This is a genomic window from Aquabacterium sp. CECT 9606, assembly GCF_918741295.1.
Classification (GTDB): Bacteria; Pseudomonadota; Gammaproteobacteria; order Burkholderiales; family Burkholderiaceae_C; genus Aquabacterium.
Genome location: NZ_CAKKNB010000003.1, coordinates 120313 through 134618 on the forward strand (window position 1 = coordinate 120313; position 14306 = coordinate 134618).

The window sequence follows — 14306 nt, forward strand, 5'->3', positions numbered from 1 at the left end:
CAATGACCAAGTTCGTCTTCGTCACGGGCGGTGTGGTGTCCTCGCTTGGCAAGGGCATCTCAGCCGCTTCTTTGGCCGCCATTCTCGAATCGCGTGGCCTGTCCGTGACCCTCATCAAGCTCGACCCGTACATCAACGTGGACCCGGGCACCATGTCGCCGTTCCAGCATGGCGAGGTGTTCGTGACCGACGACGGGGCCGAGACCGACCTCGACCTCGGGCACTACGAGCGTTTCATCACCACCCGGATGAAGCGCAGCAACAACTTCACGACCGGCCAGATCTACAAGAGCGTCCTTGAAAAAGAACGCCGTGGCGATTACCTGGGCAAGACCGTCCAGGTCATCCCCCACATCACCAACGAGATCCAGGATTTCATCCGCCGTGGCGCCGGCTTCGGCCTGCCTGACGCGGTCGACGTGGCCATCGTTGAAATCGGTGGCACCGTGGGTGACATCGAATCGTTGCCCTTCCTGGAAGCCGTGCGCCAGATGAGCCTGAAGATGGGCCCCGGCAACACCGCTTTCGTGCACCTGACCTACGTGCCCTTCATCGCCGCTGCCGGCGAGTTGAAGACCAAGCCCACGCAGCACACCGTGCAGAAGATGCGAGAAATCGGCATCCAGCCCGATGCGCTGCTGTGCCGCGCTGACCGCGCCATCCCGCACGACGAAGCCGAGAAAATCTCGCTCTTCACCAACGTGCCCGAGTCCGGCGTGATATCGGTCTGGGATGCCGACAGCATCTACAAGGTGCCGCGCATGCTGCACGAGCAGGGTCTGGACGACCTGATCTGCGCCAAGCTGCAACTGACCACCAAGCCCGCCGACCTGTCGCGCTGGGACACACTGGTCAACGAAGTCGAGCACCCCAAGAGCGACGTCACCATCGCCATGTGCGGCAAGTACACCGACCTGTCGGACTCGTACAAGTCGCTCAACGAGGCGCTGCGCCACGCCGGCATCCACAACCATGCCCGCGTCAACATCGAATACGTTGATTCCGAAACGCTCACGCCTGAAACCGCTGGCACCCTGGCCAAATACGACGCCATACTCGTGCCTGGCGGCTTCGGCAAACGCGGCGTCGAGGGCAAGATCATCGCGGCGCAGTACGCCCGTGAGCACGGCATCCCCTACCTGGGCATCTGCCTGGGCATGCAAGTGGCCACGATCGAATACGCACGCCACAAGGCCGGCCTGGCCAACGCCAACAGCACCGAGTTCGACCCAGAAACGGCCAACCCCGTCATCGCCCTGATTGACGAGTGGCTGGACGCCGATGGCAGCATTCAAAAGCGCGACGTCAACTCCAACCTGGGCGGCACCATGCGCCTGGGCGCGCAAAGCTCGGACGTCAAGCCCGGCACCATCGCGCATGAGATCTATGGCCCTGTGGTGACCGAGCGCCACCGCCACCGCTACGAGGCCAACGAGCGTTACCTTGATCGCTTGCGCGAGGCCGGTCTGGTCATTTCTGCCATCACCCAGCGCGAGAAGCTGACCGAGATGGTCGAGCTGCCCAAGTCGGTCCACCCCTGGTACGTCGGCGTGCAGTTCCACCCCGAGTTCAAGTCGACGCCTTGGGATGGCCACCCGCTGTTCATCAGCTACATCAAAGCTGCCTTGGACCACCATCAAGCCCAGAAAGGCACAGCATGAAGCTTTGCGGATTCGACGTTGGCCTTGACAAGCCCTTCTTCCTGATTGCCGGCCCGTGCGTGGTCGAGTCCGAGCAGCTCCAGATGGACACCGCCGGCACGCTGAAAGAAGTGTGCGCCGAGTTGGGCATCCCCTTCATCTTCAAATCCAGCTACGACAAGGCCAACCGTTCATCGGGCACCTCTTTCCGTGGCCCGGGCATGGAAAAGGGCCTTGAGATCCTGGCCAAGGTCAAGCGCGAGTTGAACGTGCCCATCCTGACCGATGTGCACACCGAGGCCGAAGTGCCTTTGGTCGCTTCTGTCGTCGATGTGCTGCAGACGCCTGCGTTTTTGAGCCGCCAGACGGACTTCATCCGCGCCGTGGCCCAGAGCGGCAAGCCCGCCAACATCAAGAAGGGCCAGTTTCTGGCTCCGGGTGACATGAAGAACGTCATCGACAAAGCCCGTGCCGCTGCGCGCGAAAAAGGCTTGCCCGACGACGTCTTCATGGCCTGCGAGCGCGGTGTCAGCTTTGGCTACAACAACCTCGTGTCCGACATGCGTTCGCTGGCCATCATGCGCGAGACGAATGCACCCGTCGTGTTCGACGCGACCCACTCGGTGCAGTTGCCGGGCGGGCAGGGCACCAGCTCTGGCGGCCAACGCGAATTCGTCCCCGTGCTGGCGCGCGCGGCCGTGGCGGTGGGCATCTCCGGCCTGTTCATGGAGACCCACCCCGATCCAGCCTGTGCCCTGAGCGATGGCCCCAACGCCGTGCCGCTCAAGCACATGAAGGCGCTGCTCGCCACCCTGGTCGAGCTGGACCGCATCACCAAGAAAAACGGCTTCCTGGAAACCAATTTCAATTGACCGGGTCAGTCTCTTAAATTTTCAACATCAAACCGCTTTGAGGATCACTGGATGAGTGCCATCGTTGACATCATCGGCCGCGAAATCATCGACAGCCGAGGAAACCCCACCGTCGAATGCGACGTGCTGCTGGAAAGCGGCGTCATGGGCCGCGCCGCCGTGCCTTCGGGCGCCTCCACCGGCTCGCGCGAAGCCATCGAGCTGCGCGATGGGGACAAGTCCCGCTACCTGGGCAAGGGCGTGCTCAAGGCCGTTGAGCACATCAACACCGAGATCGCCGAAGCCGTGCTGGGCCTTGATGCCTCCGAACAAGCCTTCCTGGACCAGACCCTGATCGAGCTCGACGGCACCGACAACAAGGGCCGCCTGGGCGCCAACGCCATGCTGGCCGTCTCGATGGCCGTGGCCCGTGCCGCGGCTGAAGAATCCGGCCTGCCCCTGTACCGCTACTTCGGCGGCATGGGCGCCGTGCAACTGCCCGTGCCGATGATGAACGTCATCAACGGCGGCGCGCACGCCAACAACAACCTGGACATCCAGGAATTCATGATCCTGCCGGTGGGTGCGCCCACCTTCAAGGAAGCCATCCGCTATGGCGCTGAAGTCTTCCACGCGCTGAAGAAGATCATCCACGACAAGGGCATGAGCACGGCCGTGGGCGACGAGGGTGGTTTCGCCCCCAACGTGGCCAGCCATGAAGCCGCCATCCAGTTGATCCTGGAAGCCATCGACAAGGCCGGTTTCATCGCTGGTGAACAGATCGCCCTGGGCCTGGATTGCGCCGGCAGCGAGTTCTACAAGGACGGCAAGTACCACCTCGAAGGCGAAGGTCTGAGCCTGACCGCCGAAGAGTGGACCAGCATCCTGGCCACCTGGTGCGACAAGTACCCCATCATCAGCATTGAAGATGCCATGGCCGAAGGTGACTGGGCCGGCTGGAAGCACCTGACCGAAGTGCTGGGCAAGAAGGTGCAGCTGGTGGGCGACGACCTGTTCGTCACCAACACCAAGATCCTGAAAGAAGGCATCGACAAGCACATCGCCAACTCGATCCTGATCAAGATCAACCAGATCGGCACGCTGACCGAAACGTTCGCCGCCATCGAGATGGCCAAGCGCGCCGGCTACACCGCCGTCATCAGCCACCGCTCGGGCGAAACCGAAGACAACACCATCGCCGACATCGCCGTGGGTTTGAACGCGGGCCAGATCAAGACCGGCTCAATGAGCCGCTCCGACCGCATCAGCAAGTACAACCAGTTGCTGCGCATCGAAGAAGACCTGGGTGGCGTGGCCGTGTATCCCGGCCGCAGCGCGTTCTACAACTTGCGCTGATCGCGTCCGCCAAGTTGGCGTGATTCCAAACAAAGGGGGCTCAGGCCCCCTTTCTCATGGGCGGTCGCCATTGGCGCTCATTCGCGGGGGGCCCGGGGATTCATCTTTGGACGAGAATTCTGGCCAAACCTGTTAAATAAAACGAATTGGGGAGGCCGAGTGAAATCGTCTTCAGGGCAGTACTACATTGGGCTGGATCACTTGCGGGCATTGGCTGTGCTCATGGTCTTTTCATGGCATTTCATCCACTCGCACGACATCCTTCCTCTGGATGGTTCGGCCGCCCCCTGGTTCGCACCCCTGTCCTTGTTGACGCAGGGTTACACGGGCGTCTCCCTGTTCATGGTCTTGAGCGGCTATATTTTTGCGCGGCTGACAGATGGGCAGCAACTCCTGTACGGGCGTTTTCTGGTCAATCGGGCCCTGAGACTGCTGCCACTGTTGACGGTGGTGATGGCCTTGGCCTATGTGAAGAGCGTCGTCACGCACGACGGGCTTGACGTGCCTCATCGACTGTTATGGGGTTGGTTGGCCCCGGTATTGCCGCAGGGCGGTTGGTCGGTCACGATTGAGGTGCATTTTTATGTGATGCTTCCCGTCATCTTGTGGATTGCCGCCAAAAGCCGCGCGGGGCTTTTGACCGTTGTGTTGGCGGCCATGGCGTTTCGCTCCGTGGTGTATGCACTAGATGGCCCCTTGGAGTACTTGTCGTACTACACAATGGTTGGCCGGCTTGACCAGTTCTTGTTAGGGTGCCTGGCTTACCAGTGGCGTCACTGGATTCAAGGGCGCCACGCTTGGTGGTCATTGGCTGCCATCGTTTTTTGCGGTTTGATGTCCTATGTGGACCACCAAGGCAGCATGCTTTCCAACAACCGTGGCATGTCTTCTTGGTGGATATTCTTCAGCACCATCGAGGGCGTTTTTTATGGCCTCAGCGTGGCCTGGTACGACACCTCGTTCAAGCATTCAAAGCCCGGCCGAGCCTCTAAAATGGTGGCGATGGTGGGGCGCTATTCCTATTCGATCTACCTGCTCCATGCCTTTGTGGTTTTCAAATTGGCAGACATCATCAATCGCAAGTTGATTGACATTGAAAACACGTATCTGGCCTTGATGGCATCTGCAGTTTGCTTGGTGTTGTTTTTGCCCGTGGCCGCGCTCAGTTACCGCCTCATCGAGGCACCGTTTCTGAAATTGCGGGTCATCTACACCAAGTCCAATCCGGCAGCGCCCGCGTCCCCGGTTGCTGCGCCCGAAGATCTGCAGGTTCGCCAGGCGGCTTGATCCTGGCCATGGCCAGTCTGGTAAAGTTGAAACAATGCGCATCGCCACCATCGTCCTCCTGGCCCTTTTGGCCGTGGTGCATGCCGAGCTCTGGTTCGGCAAAGGCGGTGTGCCGCGCGTCATGTCTTTGCGCGCCCAGTTGCAGCACCAGCAAAAGCTCAACGACCAGGCCCAGGCCGTCAATGAGCAACTGGTGGCCGAGGTCCGCGACCTGCAGGAAGGCCTCGAAATGGTCGAGGAAAAAGCCCGCACTGAACTGGGCATGATCAAGCCCGATGAGATCTACGTGCAACTGACCACCACCAAGCAGCCGCCAGCATCCGCATCGGCCAATGCTGGCGAGGCCTCCGCTGCCGCGCCTTGATGCTCAACAACAAGCCCTTGTCCGATCTGTTTTCCTGGGCTGACCCGTGGCTGGCGCCGCTGTTCACCGCTTGGGGCGTGCCTGTGTCGCAGTTGGAGGTCTGGGCTTTTGCGCTGTCCGTGGCCATGGTTTTGTTCAACCTGCGCATCAATCCCTGGGGCTGGCCCCTGGCCATCATCAGCTCGCTGCTTTATGGCGTGCTGTTCGCGCGCAGCAAGCTGTATGGCGAGGCCACCTTGCAGCTGGTTTTTGTGGCCTTGTCATGCTGGGGCTGGTGGCAATGGCTGTGGGGCCGTGATGAATCCAACGCGTCCCTGAAGCCCCAAGCCTTGGGCCGCCGTGGTCGCCAATGGGCCTTGTGCGCCACCTTGTTGATGTGGCCCCTGTTGGGTTTGCTGCTGGACCACACCACCGATTCCGATGTGCCCTACCTGGACGCCTTGCCCACGGCTGCCAGCCTGTTGGGGCAGTGGTTGCTGGGCCGCAAGTACATTGAAAACTGGTCAACCTGGCTGGTCGTCAATCTGGTGAGCATGGTCCTGTTCGGCCAAAAGGGCTTGTGGCTCACGGTCATTCTCTATGGCCTGTTCGCGTTGCTGTCGGTGGCCGGATGGCAGCAATGGCGGCGCCAAGTCACGCCCCTGCCTCACCGTGGCTGATCGAGGCACGGTCATTGCCATCGTGGGCGCCGAAAGCACGGGCAAAACCACCCTGGCGGCTGGCTTGACCCAAACCTTGCTGGCCGAGGGCGTCAGCGCGGTCATGGTGCCAGAGTTCTTGCGCGAGTTTTGTGATGAGCATGGCCGCACGCCGTCCCCTCGCGAGCAGGCGGGCATAGCCCAGGAACAGACTCGGCGCATTGTTCAGTCAGCACAGGAGCACGCAGTGGTGGTAGCCGACACCACCGCCTTGATGACGGCGGTCTACAGCGACCACTTGTTCGATGATGTCAGTCTGTATGCCCAAGCCTTGAGCGACCATGCCCTGACCCAGCTGACCTTGCTGACCGCCCTGGATCTGCCTTGGCAAGCCGATGGGTTGCAGCGCGACGGTGCCCATGTCCGTGAACCCGTTGACAGCCTGATCCGCCAGCATCTGGCGAGCGCCCGGCTGCCTTTCTCGGTGGTGGCAGGGCAGGGCGCTCACCGTCTGGATCAGGCCTTGCTGACGGTCAGGCAGGCTTTGAGCGCCACGCAGCGGGCCCAAGACAACGCCTGCCGTCCTCGGTGGCGCTGGGTCTGTGAGAAATGCGATGACGGCGAGTGCGAGCAGCACTGGCTGCCCCGCGCCTGACCCTTCCCCTCATTGCAGGCTTTTGGAGCCCGGTGGGTGGTCGGTGGTTTCGGTGAACAACTCGGCGGCGTCCACAGCATCGAATCGGTAGTGCTCTCCGCAGAACTCGCAGCCCACGTCGATCTGGGCTTGCTCGGTCAGGATGCTTTCAACCTCTTCGCGGCCCAGGTTGCGCAACATGGTCCCCACGCGTTCGCGTGAGCAAGTGCAGGCAAAGTGCGGTCCTTCCAGGCCCTTCATTGGGTCGAAGCGGATGATGTCCTCTTCCCAGAACAGCCGGCGCAAGATGGTGTCGGCGTCCAGCGTCAAAAGTTCTTCGCGCGTCAAGGTGGCGGCCAGGTAGGCGATGCGGTTGTAGGCCTCGTTCAGGCCGATTTCGTCTTCGTCCGAGCGTTGTCCTCCGGCCAGATTGCCGGTGCCCTCCATGGGCAGACGTTGGATCAGCAGGCCGGCCGCGATGCTGTCATTCGCGGCAAGAATCAGCTTGGTGTCCAGTTGCTCGGATTGCAGCATGTAGTGCTCCAGCACCTCGCTCAGCTGCAGCAAAGGTTCGCGCTTGTCGCCATGCAGAGGCACCACACCCTGGTAGGGTTGTTGGCCTGGCATGCGGTTCTGCGGGTCCAGCGTGATGGCGCAGCGGCCTTCGCCGCCCACGTTGACCATCACATCCAAAGGCAGGTGCCCTGAATCGGTGGAGGGCAGCTCGCCCACCACCTTGGCCGTGGCGCGAAAGCCCAGGTCGGGCTGCACTTCGGCCACGGCCACCTTCACAGGGCCATCACCAAAGATCTGCAAGACCACCGCCCCATTGAACTGGATGTTGGATTGCATGAGCACGCCTGCTGCAGCCATTTCGCCGAGCAACTGACGCACGGGCTCTTCAAAAGTCTCGCTGGCATCGCGGCGGCGCAGCACTTCCTGCCAGGAGTCGGTCAAGCGAACCAGCATCCCTCGCACAGGCAAGCCATCGAATAAAAATTTATGCAATTCCGTCGTCATCTCATTCATTCTTTGGGGGCGTCAATGCGCACCAGATCTGTTTTGAACTCGCCCGCTTTTTGCGCATACATGGCGGTGCCGATGCTCATGCGGGCCAGTTCCACCTCAGTCAGGGGGCGCACAACCTTGGCGGGGCTGCCCAGGATGAGCATGCCTTCCGCGTCAAAAACCTTGCCTTCGGTGACCAGGGCGCCCGCGCCCACCAGGCAGTTCTTGCCAATGACCGCGCCATTGAGCACCACCGCCTGGATGCCGATCAGGGCGCCGTCGCCAATGGTGCAGCCGTGCAGCATCACCTGATGCCCAATCGTCACGTCGGTGCCAACGGTCAGCGCAAAACCGATGTCGGTGTGCAGCACCGAGGATTCCTGAACGTTCGAGCGAGCACCGATGCGGATGGGCTCATTGTCGCCCCGCAATGTGGCTTGGGACCAAACGCTGCTGCCTTCGGCCAGGTGCACCTCTCCGATCACGTCGGCTGATTCGGCCACATAAGCGGATGGGTGGGTTTGCGGACGCTTGTCCTTGATGCTGTAAAGGGCCATGGACTCAATGTGGGGACGGGGTGCCCTTATTCTAGGGCGCCCGTGCCAGCAGTCGCTTTATCATGCCCTGAGTCATGGGTTTCACGCCCGCCAACCACACCGCCATGCTGATTCTGCTGTCTCCCGCCAAAAGCCTCGATTTCGAGAGTGCACCCACCACCGACCAACACACCTTGCCGGTGTTCGCCAAAGAGGCCTCGCAGTTGATTGATGTGCTGCGCCCCTACACGCCCGCCCAAATCGCCTCCTTGATGGATTTGAGCGATGCCCTGGCCACGCTCAATGTGGCGCGCTATGGCGCCTGGCGCCCCAAATTCACCGCCAAGAACAGCAAGCAGGCGATGTTGGCATTCAACGGCGACGTCTATGGCGGGTTGGATGCTGCCAGCCTTAAGCAGGCGGACCTGGACTGGGCCCAAGAACACGTGGCCATGCTCAGTGGCCTCTACGGCGTGCTGCGGCCCCTGGATTGGATGCAGCCTTACCGCCTGGAAATGGGCACCAAACTGGCCAACCCCAGGGGCAAGGATCTGTACGCTTGGTGGGGCGACACCCTGGCCCTGCATTTGAATGAGCGCTTGGCACAGCAGCCGGACAAGCTCATCATCAACTTGGCATCGCAAGAGTATTTCAAGGCCGTCAAACGCAAGGCGCTCACGGGCCGCGTGGTGGAGTGCGTGTTCGAGGACTGGAAGTCTGGCCACTGGAAGGTCATCAGCTTTCACGCCAAGCGCGCCCGAGGGCTGATGGCCCGCCATGCCATTGTTCGGAGGGCCAAAACCCTGAAGGATTTGCGCGGTTTTGCCTCTGAAGGCTACGCTTACGCCGAAGACGCCTCCGAGCCTGACCGCCTGGTTTTCAGGCGTCGCCTGGAGTCTTGATTGGATTGATCAGAGAGGACGACATGCCAGAGCAGGTCATCACCCCCGAGTTGCAGAAATGGATCATTGACCAGGCGGCGGCCGGGCACAGCGCGGAGTCCGTGCTTGATGCCATGAAGGCCAGTGGCTGGAGCGAAGACACCGCATTAGCTGCCCTGGAAAACACGCTCAAGAACCAGGCCTTGCCCTTGATCGAGGCCAGCCGGCCCTTGCCCGAGGTGGTGGCGAGTGAGGGTGGGGCGACTGTTTGGGCGCATGACCGCGAGGTGAGCGTGTTGGCGAGCATGGCGCGCCCGCGTGTGGTGGTGCTGGGTGGCCTGCTGTCGGCCCACGAGTGCCAGGAAATGATCGAGCTGGCGCAACCAAGGCTGGCCCGCTCAGAAACCGTGATCAACGCCACCGGGGGGAGTGAGGTCAATGTGGCACGGACCAGCCAGGGCATGTTTTTCGCCAGGGCAGAGAGCGAGTTGTGCCAGCGCATTGAAGCGCGCATCGCGGCTTTGTTGAACTGGCCTGTCGAGCGCGGTGAGGGCTTGCAGATCTTGCGTTACGGCCCCGGCGCCGAGTACAAGCCGCACTATGACTACTTCGACCCTACCCAACCCGGGACCCCGGCTGTTTTGCGCCGTGGAGGGCAGCGTGTGGCCACCTTGGTGACCTACCTGAATACCCCGGCCTCGGGCGGTGCCACCATATTCCCGGATGTGGGTTTTCAGGTCAACGCGGTGGCAGGCAACGCGGTGTTTTTCAGTTACGCCTTGCCTCACCCGATGACGCAAACCCTGCATGGCGGTGCCCCGGTGCTGGCCGGCGAGAAATGGGTGGCCACCAAATGGCTGCGAGAACAGCGTTTTGAATGAGGCCCTTTCAGAAACTTTTTTAAAAATTGATGAAGCGGTTGTCAACCGGGGTATTTCAGCCCGCGTTGAGCACATACAGATTCGGGCCTCTTGAATCTGAAGACCAACCTTATTCAAATCCTTTTGGAGTTTTTCATGAAGAAACTGATCGCCGCTTTGATCGCTTCGATGTTCGCTATGGGCGCTTTCGCCGCTGATGCTGCTCCTGCTGCTTCGGCCGCTGCTCCAGAAGCTTCGGCTGCTGCTTCCAAGCCTGCCAAGAAGGTCAAGCACCACGCCAAGAAGAAGGCTGCTCACAAGGCTGAAGCCGCTTCCGCTGCTGCCTCGAAGTAAATCGCGTCGAGCCCAACAAAAAACCCGGCATTGCCGGGTTTTTTGTCGTTCAAGCCTGTGCGTTGGAGTCAGCGTGTGCGATCGCGCGCCACCGGAGCAGCGCCACGATTGCCGCCACCACCACCGCGTTTGTCGCCATTGCCGCGCGTGTCACCGCCACGTGATGCGCCGTTGCGAGGTGTCGCAGCACGGCCACCCCCGCCACCACCAGGACGGCCTCCGCCGCTGGAGCCACCACGGCCACCACCGGGTGCACCATGCAAGGTGCGACGACCCAGCTGAATGGGCTCGGCCTTGGCGGTGGGGTCGGGTTCAAAACCGGCGACCACTTCGCGCTGGATCGGCCGTTTGATCAGCTTCTCGATGTCGGCCAGGAAGCCTTCTTCATCCACACACACCAGCGAGATCGCCTCGCCTTCGGCGCCAGCACGACCGGTGCGGCCAATGCGGTGCACATAGTCTTCGGCGACGTTGGGCAGTTCGTAATTGATGACGTGGGGCAACTGGTCGATGTCGATGCCACGGGCTGCGATGTCCGTGGCCACCAGCACCTGCAAATCGCCGGATTTGAACTCGGCCAAGGCGCGTGTGCGGGCGCTCTGGCTCTTGTTGCCATGGATGGCCATGGCGGTGATGCCCTGCTTTTCCAGGTATTCAACCAGACGGTTGGCGCCGTGTTTCATGCGCGTGAACACCAGCACCTGGTGCCAGTTCTGCGACTTGATCAAGTGCGTCAGCAGCTCTTTCTTTTGATCGCGGTCGACCGGGTGGATCTTTTGCGAGATGGTCTCGGCGGTGGCATTGCGGCGCGCCACCTCAATCACCTGCGGGGCGTTGAGCAGCTTGTCCGCCAGGGTCTTGATTTCGTCAGAGAAGGTAGCCGAGAACAGCAGGCTTTGCTTCTTGGCTGGCACAATGGCCAGCACGCGGCGGATGTCATGGATGAAACCCATGTCCAGCATGCGGTCAGCCTCGTCCAGCACGAAGTATTCAACGTGGCTGAGGTCCAGCGTGCCTTGCTGATGGTGGTCGAGCAAGCGGCCAGGGGTGGCCACCAGCACGTCGATGCCACGGCGCAAGGCGTCGATCTGTGGATTCATGCCGACCCCGCCAAACATGACCATGGAGCGCAGCGGCAGATATTTGCCATAAACGCGCACGCTTTCTTCAACCTGGGCCGCCAGTTCGCGGGTGGGGGTCAGGATCAGTGCACGGATATGGCGGCGGGCGCCGGGAGGTGCCGGGTTGGCAGCCAACTTGTGCAGCAAGGGCAAAGTGAAACCGGCGGTTTTGCCCGTTCCTGTTTGCGCGCCTGCCAGCAAGTCACCACCACTGAGCACGGCGGGGATGGCCTGTGCCTGGATGGGTGTGGGGACGGTGTAACCGGCCTCGGCGATTGCTTTCAGCAACGGCTCAGCCAACCCCAATGATTCAAACAACATAAAACAGGCCCATGAAAGGTTATACGGCGACTGCACTCGCTTTTTCCGGGCCTGGAATAGACGAGTCAACCGGTGGTGCGTGGGCAACCTGACATGATGACATGTAACTAAAGGTTGCTCGAATTCACCAACGTTAAATTGTAGGGCGAAGCGTGAATATTGCATAGCCTGTCCCAAATCTTAGGGGTGCCGTCATGAGCTATTGGCATCAATTTGTATCGGGGTGGCTGCAAACTGAGTGAGTCACTTGGGAATAAGCCGGCCACCGCCCGGTAAAATCGGGCGATGAGTTCAATGGTTCTTGCCCGCAAATACCGTCCCCACAGTTTCGAGGCCATGGTTGGCCAGGGGCATGTGGTCCAGGCTTTGAGCAACGCGCTCACGCAGCAGCGCTTGCACCATGCTTATTTGTTCACCGGAACGCGGGGCGTGGGTAAGACCACGGTCTCGCGCATTTTGGCCAAATCGCTCAATTGCGTGGGCTTGGATGGCACAGGCGGCATCACGGCGCACCCTTGTGGGCAGTGCCAGCCTTGTCGCGACATCGACTCAGGCCGCTTCGTGGACTACGTCGAGCTGGACGCTGCCTCAAACCGCGGGGTGGAAGAGATCTCGCAACTGCTGGACCAGTCGGTGTACAAGCCGGTGGTCGGGCGCTTCAAGGTCTACATGATCGACGAAGTGCACATGCTGACCAACCACGCCTTCAACGCCATGTTGAAAACGCTGGAGGAGCCGCCTGACTACCTGAAGTTCGTGTTGGCCACGACCGATCCGCAAAAGGTGCCGGTGACCGTGCTGTCCCGTTGTCTGCAATTCAATTTGCGCCCGATGGCCATGCAGACCGTGCAAGACCACTTGCAGCAGGTGATGGCCTCTGAGGCGATCAGCGCTGAACCCGGTGCCTTGAGCCTGCTGGCCCGGGCTGCCCGTGGATCGATGCGTGATGCCTTGTCCCTGACCGACCAGGCCATCGCCTTTGGCGGTGGAAGCCTGCTGGAAGCCAACGTTCGGCAAATGCTGGGCGCGGTGGACCGGCAGCACATCCAGAAGATCATTGAATCGGTGTCCGCCGCAGATGGAGCTGGCCTGGTGGCGACGGTTGATGCCTTGCGCGAGCTGGGTCTGTCAGCCTCGGGCACGTTGGAAGAGCTGGCCACAGCCCTGCAGCGCATGGCCGTGATCCAGGCGGTACCGCAAGCGGCCGATGCCTCGGATCCCGACGCGGCTTTGTGGCAGTCCCTGGCGGGCATGTTGGCGCCGGATGAAACCCAGTTGTTTTACAGCCTGGCTTTGCAAGGGCGGGCGGAATTGGCCTTGGCACCCGACGAGTACAGCGGCCTGTTGATGCTGCTGTTGCGCTTGCTGGCTTTCAAACCCGCGCAGGCCGGACAACACACAGGAGACCGGGCCGCTCCCAGCCCAAAAGCTGAAAGCTCGGGTGCCGCCAGGCCGGCCCCCGAGCCAGTGCAGAGGGGGCCGGCCAAGCCAGCGCCCGAGGTGCCCCAGGGCGTTCCCCCGTGGGAGGTCTTGCCCGACCAGGCTTACGAGGCGGGCAATGCCGAGCCAGACTCGCCACCCGTTGAAGCGCCGGCCTTGGTTGGTGAATCGCCTGCGCCAGCACCTGCACCACAGCCAGTGGCTGCTGCCCTGCCAGACGATCCCTTGTCGGATCGTTGGGCGCAGCTGGTTGCCCAAATGGCGGCCCGCAACAGCATCACCGCACTGGTCCGCGAACTGGCCATGCAGGCCCAGTGCGTGGCCAGCATGGAAGAGGGCGGTGGCAGCCGTTGGCGCCTGCGCGTCGAGCGTGAAAGCCTGCGGGGCGACATGCACCGCGAGCGCCTGGCCCAGGCTTTGTCGCAGTTGTTGGAACACACAGCCGTGATCGAACTGGAAGGCGGTGCGGCGGTCAACACCCCGGCACAGCGCGACCAGGCCGCCCGGGAGCGCCGGCAGCGCGCCGCCGAAGATTTGATCCAGCGAGACCCGCTGGTGGTCTCCGCCTTGGCCCAGTATCCTGGTGCCCGCATCGTCGCGGGTTCGATCCGCCCGGTGTGAGGGCAAGCCCGTGTTCCGGGCGACAATCATGGTTTGCATTAGCGTTAGATAAGGAATCGTCATGCTCAAAGGACAACTCGCCGGCTTGATGAAGCAAGCCCAGCAAATGCAGGACAACCTGAAGAAGGCCCAGGACGAACTGGGCTTGATCGAGGTGGAAGGCCAGTCTGGCGCTGGCCTGGTCAAGGTGCTGATGACCTGCAAGAACGACGTCAAGCGCGTCACCATTGACCCCAGCCTGCTGGCCGACGACAAGGACATGCTGGAAGACCTGGTCGCTGCCGCCTTCAACGACGCGGTCCGCCGCGCTGAAGCCACGTCGCAGGAAAAGATGGGCAAGTTGACGGCCGGTATGCCCATGCCTCCTGGCATGAAGCTGCCGTTCTGATCGAAC

Annotated in this window: 15 protein-coding genes; 12 read left to right on the forward strand and 3 right to left on the reverse strand. The window is 61.5% G+C overall.

The window, feature by feature from the left end:
• Positions 1–2 precede the first annotated feature (2 nt).
• The 7 genes from LQ232_RS13195 (at position 3) to LQ232_RS13225 (ending at position 6791) form a co-directional block, all read left to right on the forward strand.
• On the forward strand, positions 3–1661 hold the full coding sequence (locus LQ232_RS13195; RefSeq protein ID WP_230180811.1) for a CTP synthase: 1659 nt from the start codon (positions 3–5) through the stop codon (positions 1659–1661).
• Positions 1658–2512, forward strand: coding sequence for a 3-deoxy-8-phosphooctulonate synthase (kdsA, locus tag LQ232_RS13200; RefSeq protein WP_230180812.1), 855 nt, complete (start codon positions 1658–1660; stop codon positions 2510–2512). Before LQ232_RS13195 ends, kdsA begins: the two co-directional genes overlap by 4 nt.
• A 51-nt stretch (positions 2513–2563) precedes the next feature.
• Positions 2564–3847 carry a phosphopyruvate hydratase gene (gene eno / locus LQ232_RS13205; protein ID WP_230180813.1) on the forward strand — a complete coding sequence of 428 codons (1284 nt, stop codon included), beginning with the start codon at positions 2564–2566 and terminating at the stop codon, positions 3845–3847.
• A 159-nt stretch (positions 3848–4006) separates the two neighbouring features.
• Positions 4007–5134, forward strand: a complete 1128-nt coding sequence (locus tag LQ232_RS13210; RefSeq protein WP_230180814.1) for an acyltransferase — start codon at positions 4007–4009, stop codon at positions 5132–5134.
• A gap of 34 nt (positions 5135–5168) precedes the next feature.
• On the forward strand, positions 5169–5498 hold the full coding sequence (gene ftsB, locus LQ232_RS13215) for a cell division protein FtsB (protein WP_230180815.1): 330 nt from the start codon (positions 5169–5171) through the stop codon (positions 5496–5498).
• Positions 5498–6157 carry a nicotinamide riboside transporter PnuC gene (gene pnuC / locus LQ232_RS13220; RefSeq protein ID WP_230180816.1) on the forward strand — a complete coding sequence of 220 codons (660 nt, stop codon included), beginning with the start codon at positions 5498–5500 and terminating at the stop codon, positions 6155–6157. The genes ftsB and pnuC overlap by 1 nt, the downstream gene beginning before the upstream one ends.
• Positions 6150–6791 carry an AAA family ATPase gene (locus LQ232_RS13225; protein WP_230180817.1) on the forward strand — a complete coding sequence of 214 codons (642 nt, stop codon included), beginning with the start codon at positions 6150–6152 and terminating at the stop codon, positions 6789–6791. Before pnuC ends, LQ232_RS13225 begins: the two co-directional genes overlap by 8 nt.
• A 9-nt stretch (positions 6792–6800) precedes the next feature.
• Here LQ232_RS13225 and LQ232_RS13230 read toward each other — a convergent pair whose 3' ends face one another.
• Complete coding sequence (locus tag LQ232_RS13230) at positions 6801–7790, reverse strand: Hsp33 family molecular chaperone HslO (RefSeq protein ID WP_230180818.1); 990 nt, start codon at positions 7788–7790, stop codon at positions 6801–6803.
• Between the two features lie 5 nt (positions 7791–7795).
• Positions 7796–8335 (reverse strand): gamma carbonic anhydrase family protein, encoded by a 540-nt coding sequence (locus LQ232_RS13235; protein WP_230180819.1) that lies wholly within the window; start codon positions 8333–8335, stop codon positions 7796–7798.
• Between the two features lie 104 nt (positions 8336–8439).
• Here LQ232_RS13235 and yaaA point away from each other — a divergent pair, with 104 nt between their 5' ends.
• The 3 genes from yaaA (at position 8440) to LQ232_RS13250 (ending at position 10409) form a co-directional block, all read left to right on the forward strand.
• Positions 8440–9216: a peroxide stress protein YaaA gene (gene yaaA, locus LQ232_RS13240; RefSeq protein ID WP_230181594.1), complete on the forward strand. Its 777-nt coding sequence runs from the start codon at positions 8440–8442 to the stop codon at positions 9214–9216.
• A gap of 23 nt (positions 9217–9239) precedes the next feature.
• Entirely contained in the window at positions 9240–10076 is an 837-nt protein-coding gene (locus LQ232_RS13245; RefSeq protein ID WP_230180820.1) for a 2OG-Fe(II) oxygenase, read from the forward strand.
• Positions 10077–10211: 135 nt separating this feature from the next.
• Entirely contained in the window at positions 10212–10409 is a 198-nt protein-coding gene (locus tag LQ232_RS13250; RefSeq protein ID WP_230180821.1) for a hypothetical protein, read from the forward strand.
• Between the two features lie 68 nt (positions 10410–10477).
• Here LQ232_RS13250 and LQ232_RS13255 read toward each other — a convergent pair whose 3' ends face one another.
• Positions 10478–11851, reverse strand: coding sequence for a DEAD/DEAH box helicase (locus LQ232_RS13255; RefSeq protein WP_230180822.1), 1374 nt, complete (start codon positions 11849–11851; stop codon positions 10478–10480).
• 285 nt (positions 11852–12136) lie between these two features.
• On the opposite strand from LQ232_RS13255, the gene dnaX reads away from it, so the two are divergent.
• Positions 12137–13912 carry a DNA polymerase III subunit gamma/tau gene (gene dnaX, locus LQ232_RS13260; RefSeq protein WP_230180823.1) on the forward strand — a complete coding sequence of 592 codons (1776 nt, stop codon included), beginning with the start codon at positions 12137–12139 and terminating at the stop codon, positions 13910–13912.
• A gap of 61 nt (positions 13913–13973) precedes the next feature.
• Positions 13974–14300, forward strand: a complete 327-nt coding sequence (locus LQ232_RS13265; protein ID WP_230180824.1) for a YbaB/EbfC family nucleoid-associated protein — start codon at positions 13974–13976, stop codon at positions 14298–14300.
• The last annotated feature ends 6 nt before the right edge of the window (positions 14301–14306 follow it).

What these genes read in the sequence shown, in the direction of transcription:
- LQ232_RS13265 (WP_230180824.1), top strand. Translation starts at nt 13,974, where the DNA reads ATGCTCAAAGGACAACTCGCCGGCTTGATGAAGCAAGCCCAGCAAATG.
- LQ232_RS13245 (WP_230180820.1), top strand. Translation starts at nt 9,240, where the DNA reads ATGCCAGAGCAGGTCATCACCCCCGAGTTGCAGAAATGGATCATTGAC.
- kdsA (WP_230180812.1), top strand. Translation starts at nt 1,658, where the DNA reads ATGAAGCTTTGCGGATTCGACGTTGGCCTTGACAAGCCCTTCTTCCTG.
- eno (WP_230180813.1), top strand. Translation starts at nt 2,564, where the DNA reads ATGAGTGCCATCGTTGACATCATCGGCCGCGAAATCATCGACAGCCGA.
- LQ232_RS13235 (WP_230180819.1), bottom strand. Translation starts at nt 8,335, where the DNA reads ATGGCCCTTTACAGCATCAAGGACAAGCGTCCGCAAACCCACCCATCC.
- LQ232_RS13255 (WP_230180822.1), bottom strand. Translation starts at nt 11,851, where the DNA reads ATGTTGTTTGAATCATTGGGGTTGGCTGAGCCGTTGCTGAAAGCAATC.
- pnuC (WP_230180816.1), top strand. Translation starts at nt 5,498, where the DNA reads ATGCTCAACAACAAGCCCTTGTCCGATCTGTTTTCCTGGGCTGACCCG.
- LQ232_RS13250 (WP_230180821.1), top strand. Translation starts at nt 10,212, where the DNA reads ATGAAGAAACTGATCGCCGCTTTGATCGCTTCGATGTTCGCTATGGGC.
- LQ232_RS13230 (WP_230180818.1), bottom strand. Translation starts at nt 7,790, where the DNA reads ATGACGACGGAATTGCATAAATTTTTATTCGATGGCTTGCCTGTGCGA.
- LQ232_RS13195 (WP_230180811.1), top strand. Translation starts at nt 3, where the DNA reads ATGACCAAGTTCGTCTTCGTCACGGGCGGTGTGGTGTCCTCGCTTGGC.
- ftsB (WP_230180815.1), top strand. Translation starts at nt 5,169, where the DNA reads ATGCGCATCGCCACCATCGTCCTCCTGGCCCTTTTGGCCGTGGTGCAT.
- yaaA (WP_230181594.1), top strand. Translation starts at nt 8,440, where the DNA reads ATGCTGATTCTGCTGTCTCCCGCCAAAAGCCTCGATTTCGAGAGTGCA.
- dnaX (WP_230180823.1), top strand. Translation starts at nt 12,137, where the DNA reads ATGAGTTCAATGGTTCTTGCCCGCAAATACCGTCCCCACAGTTTCGAG.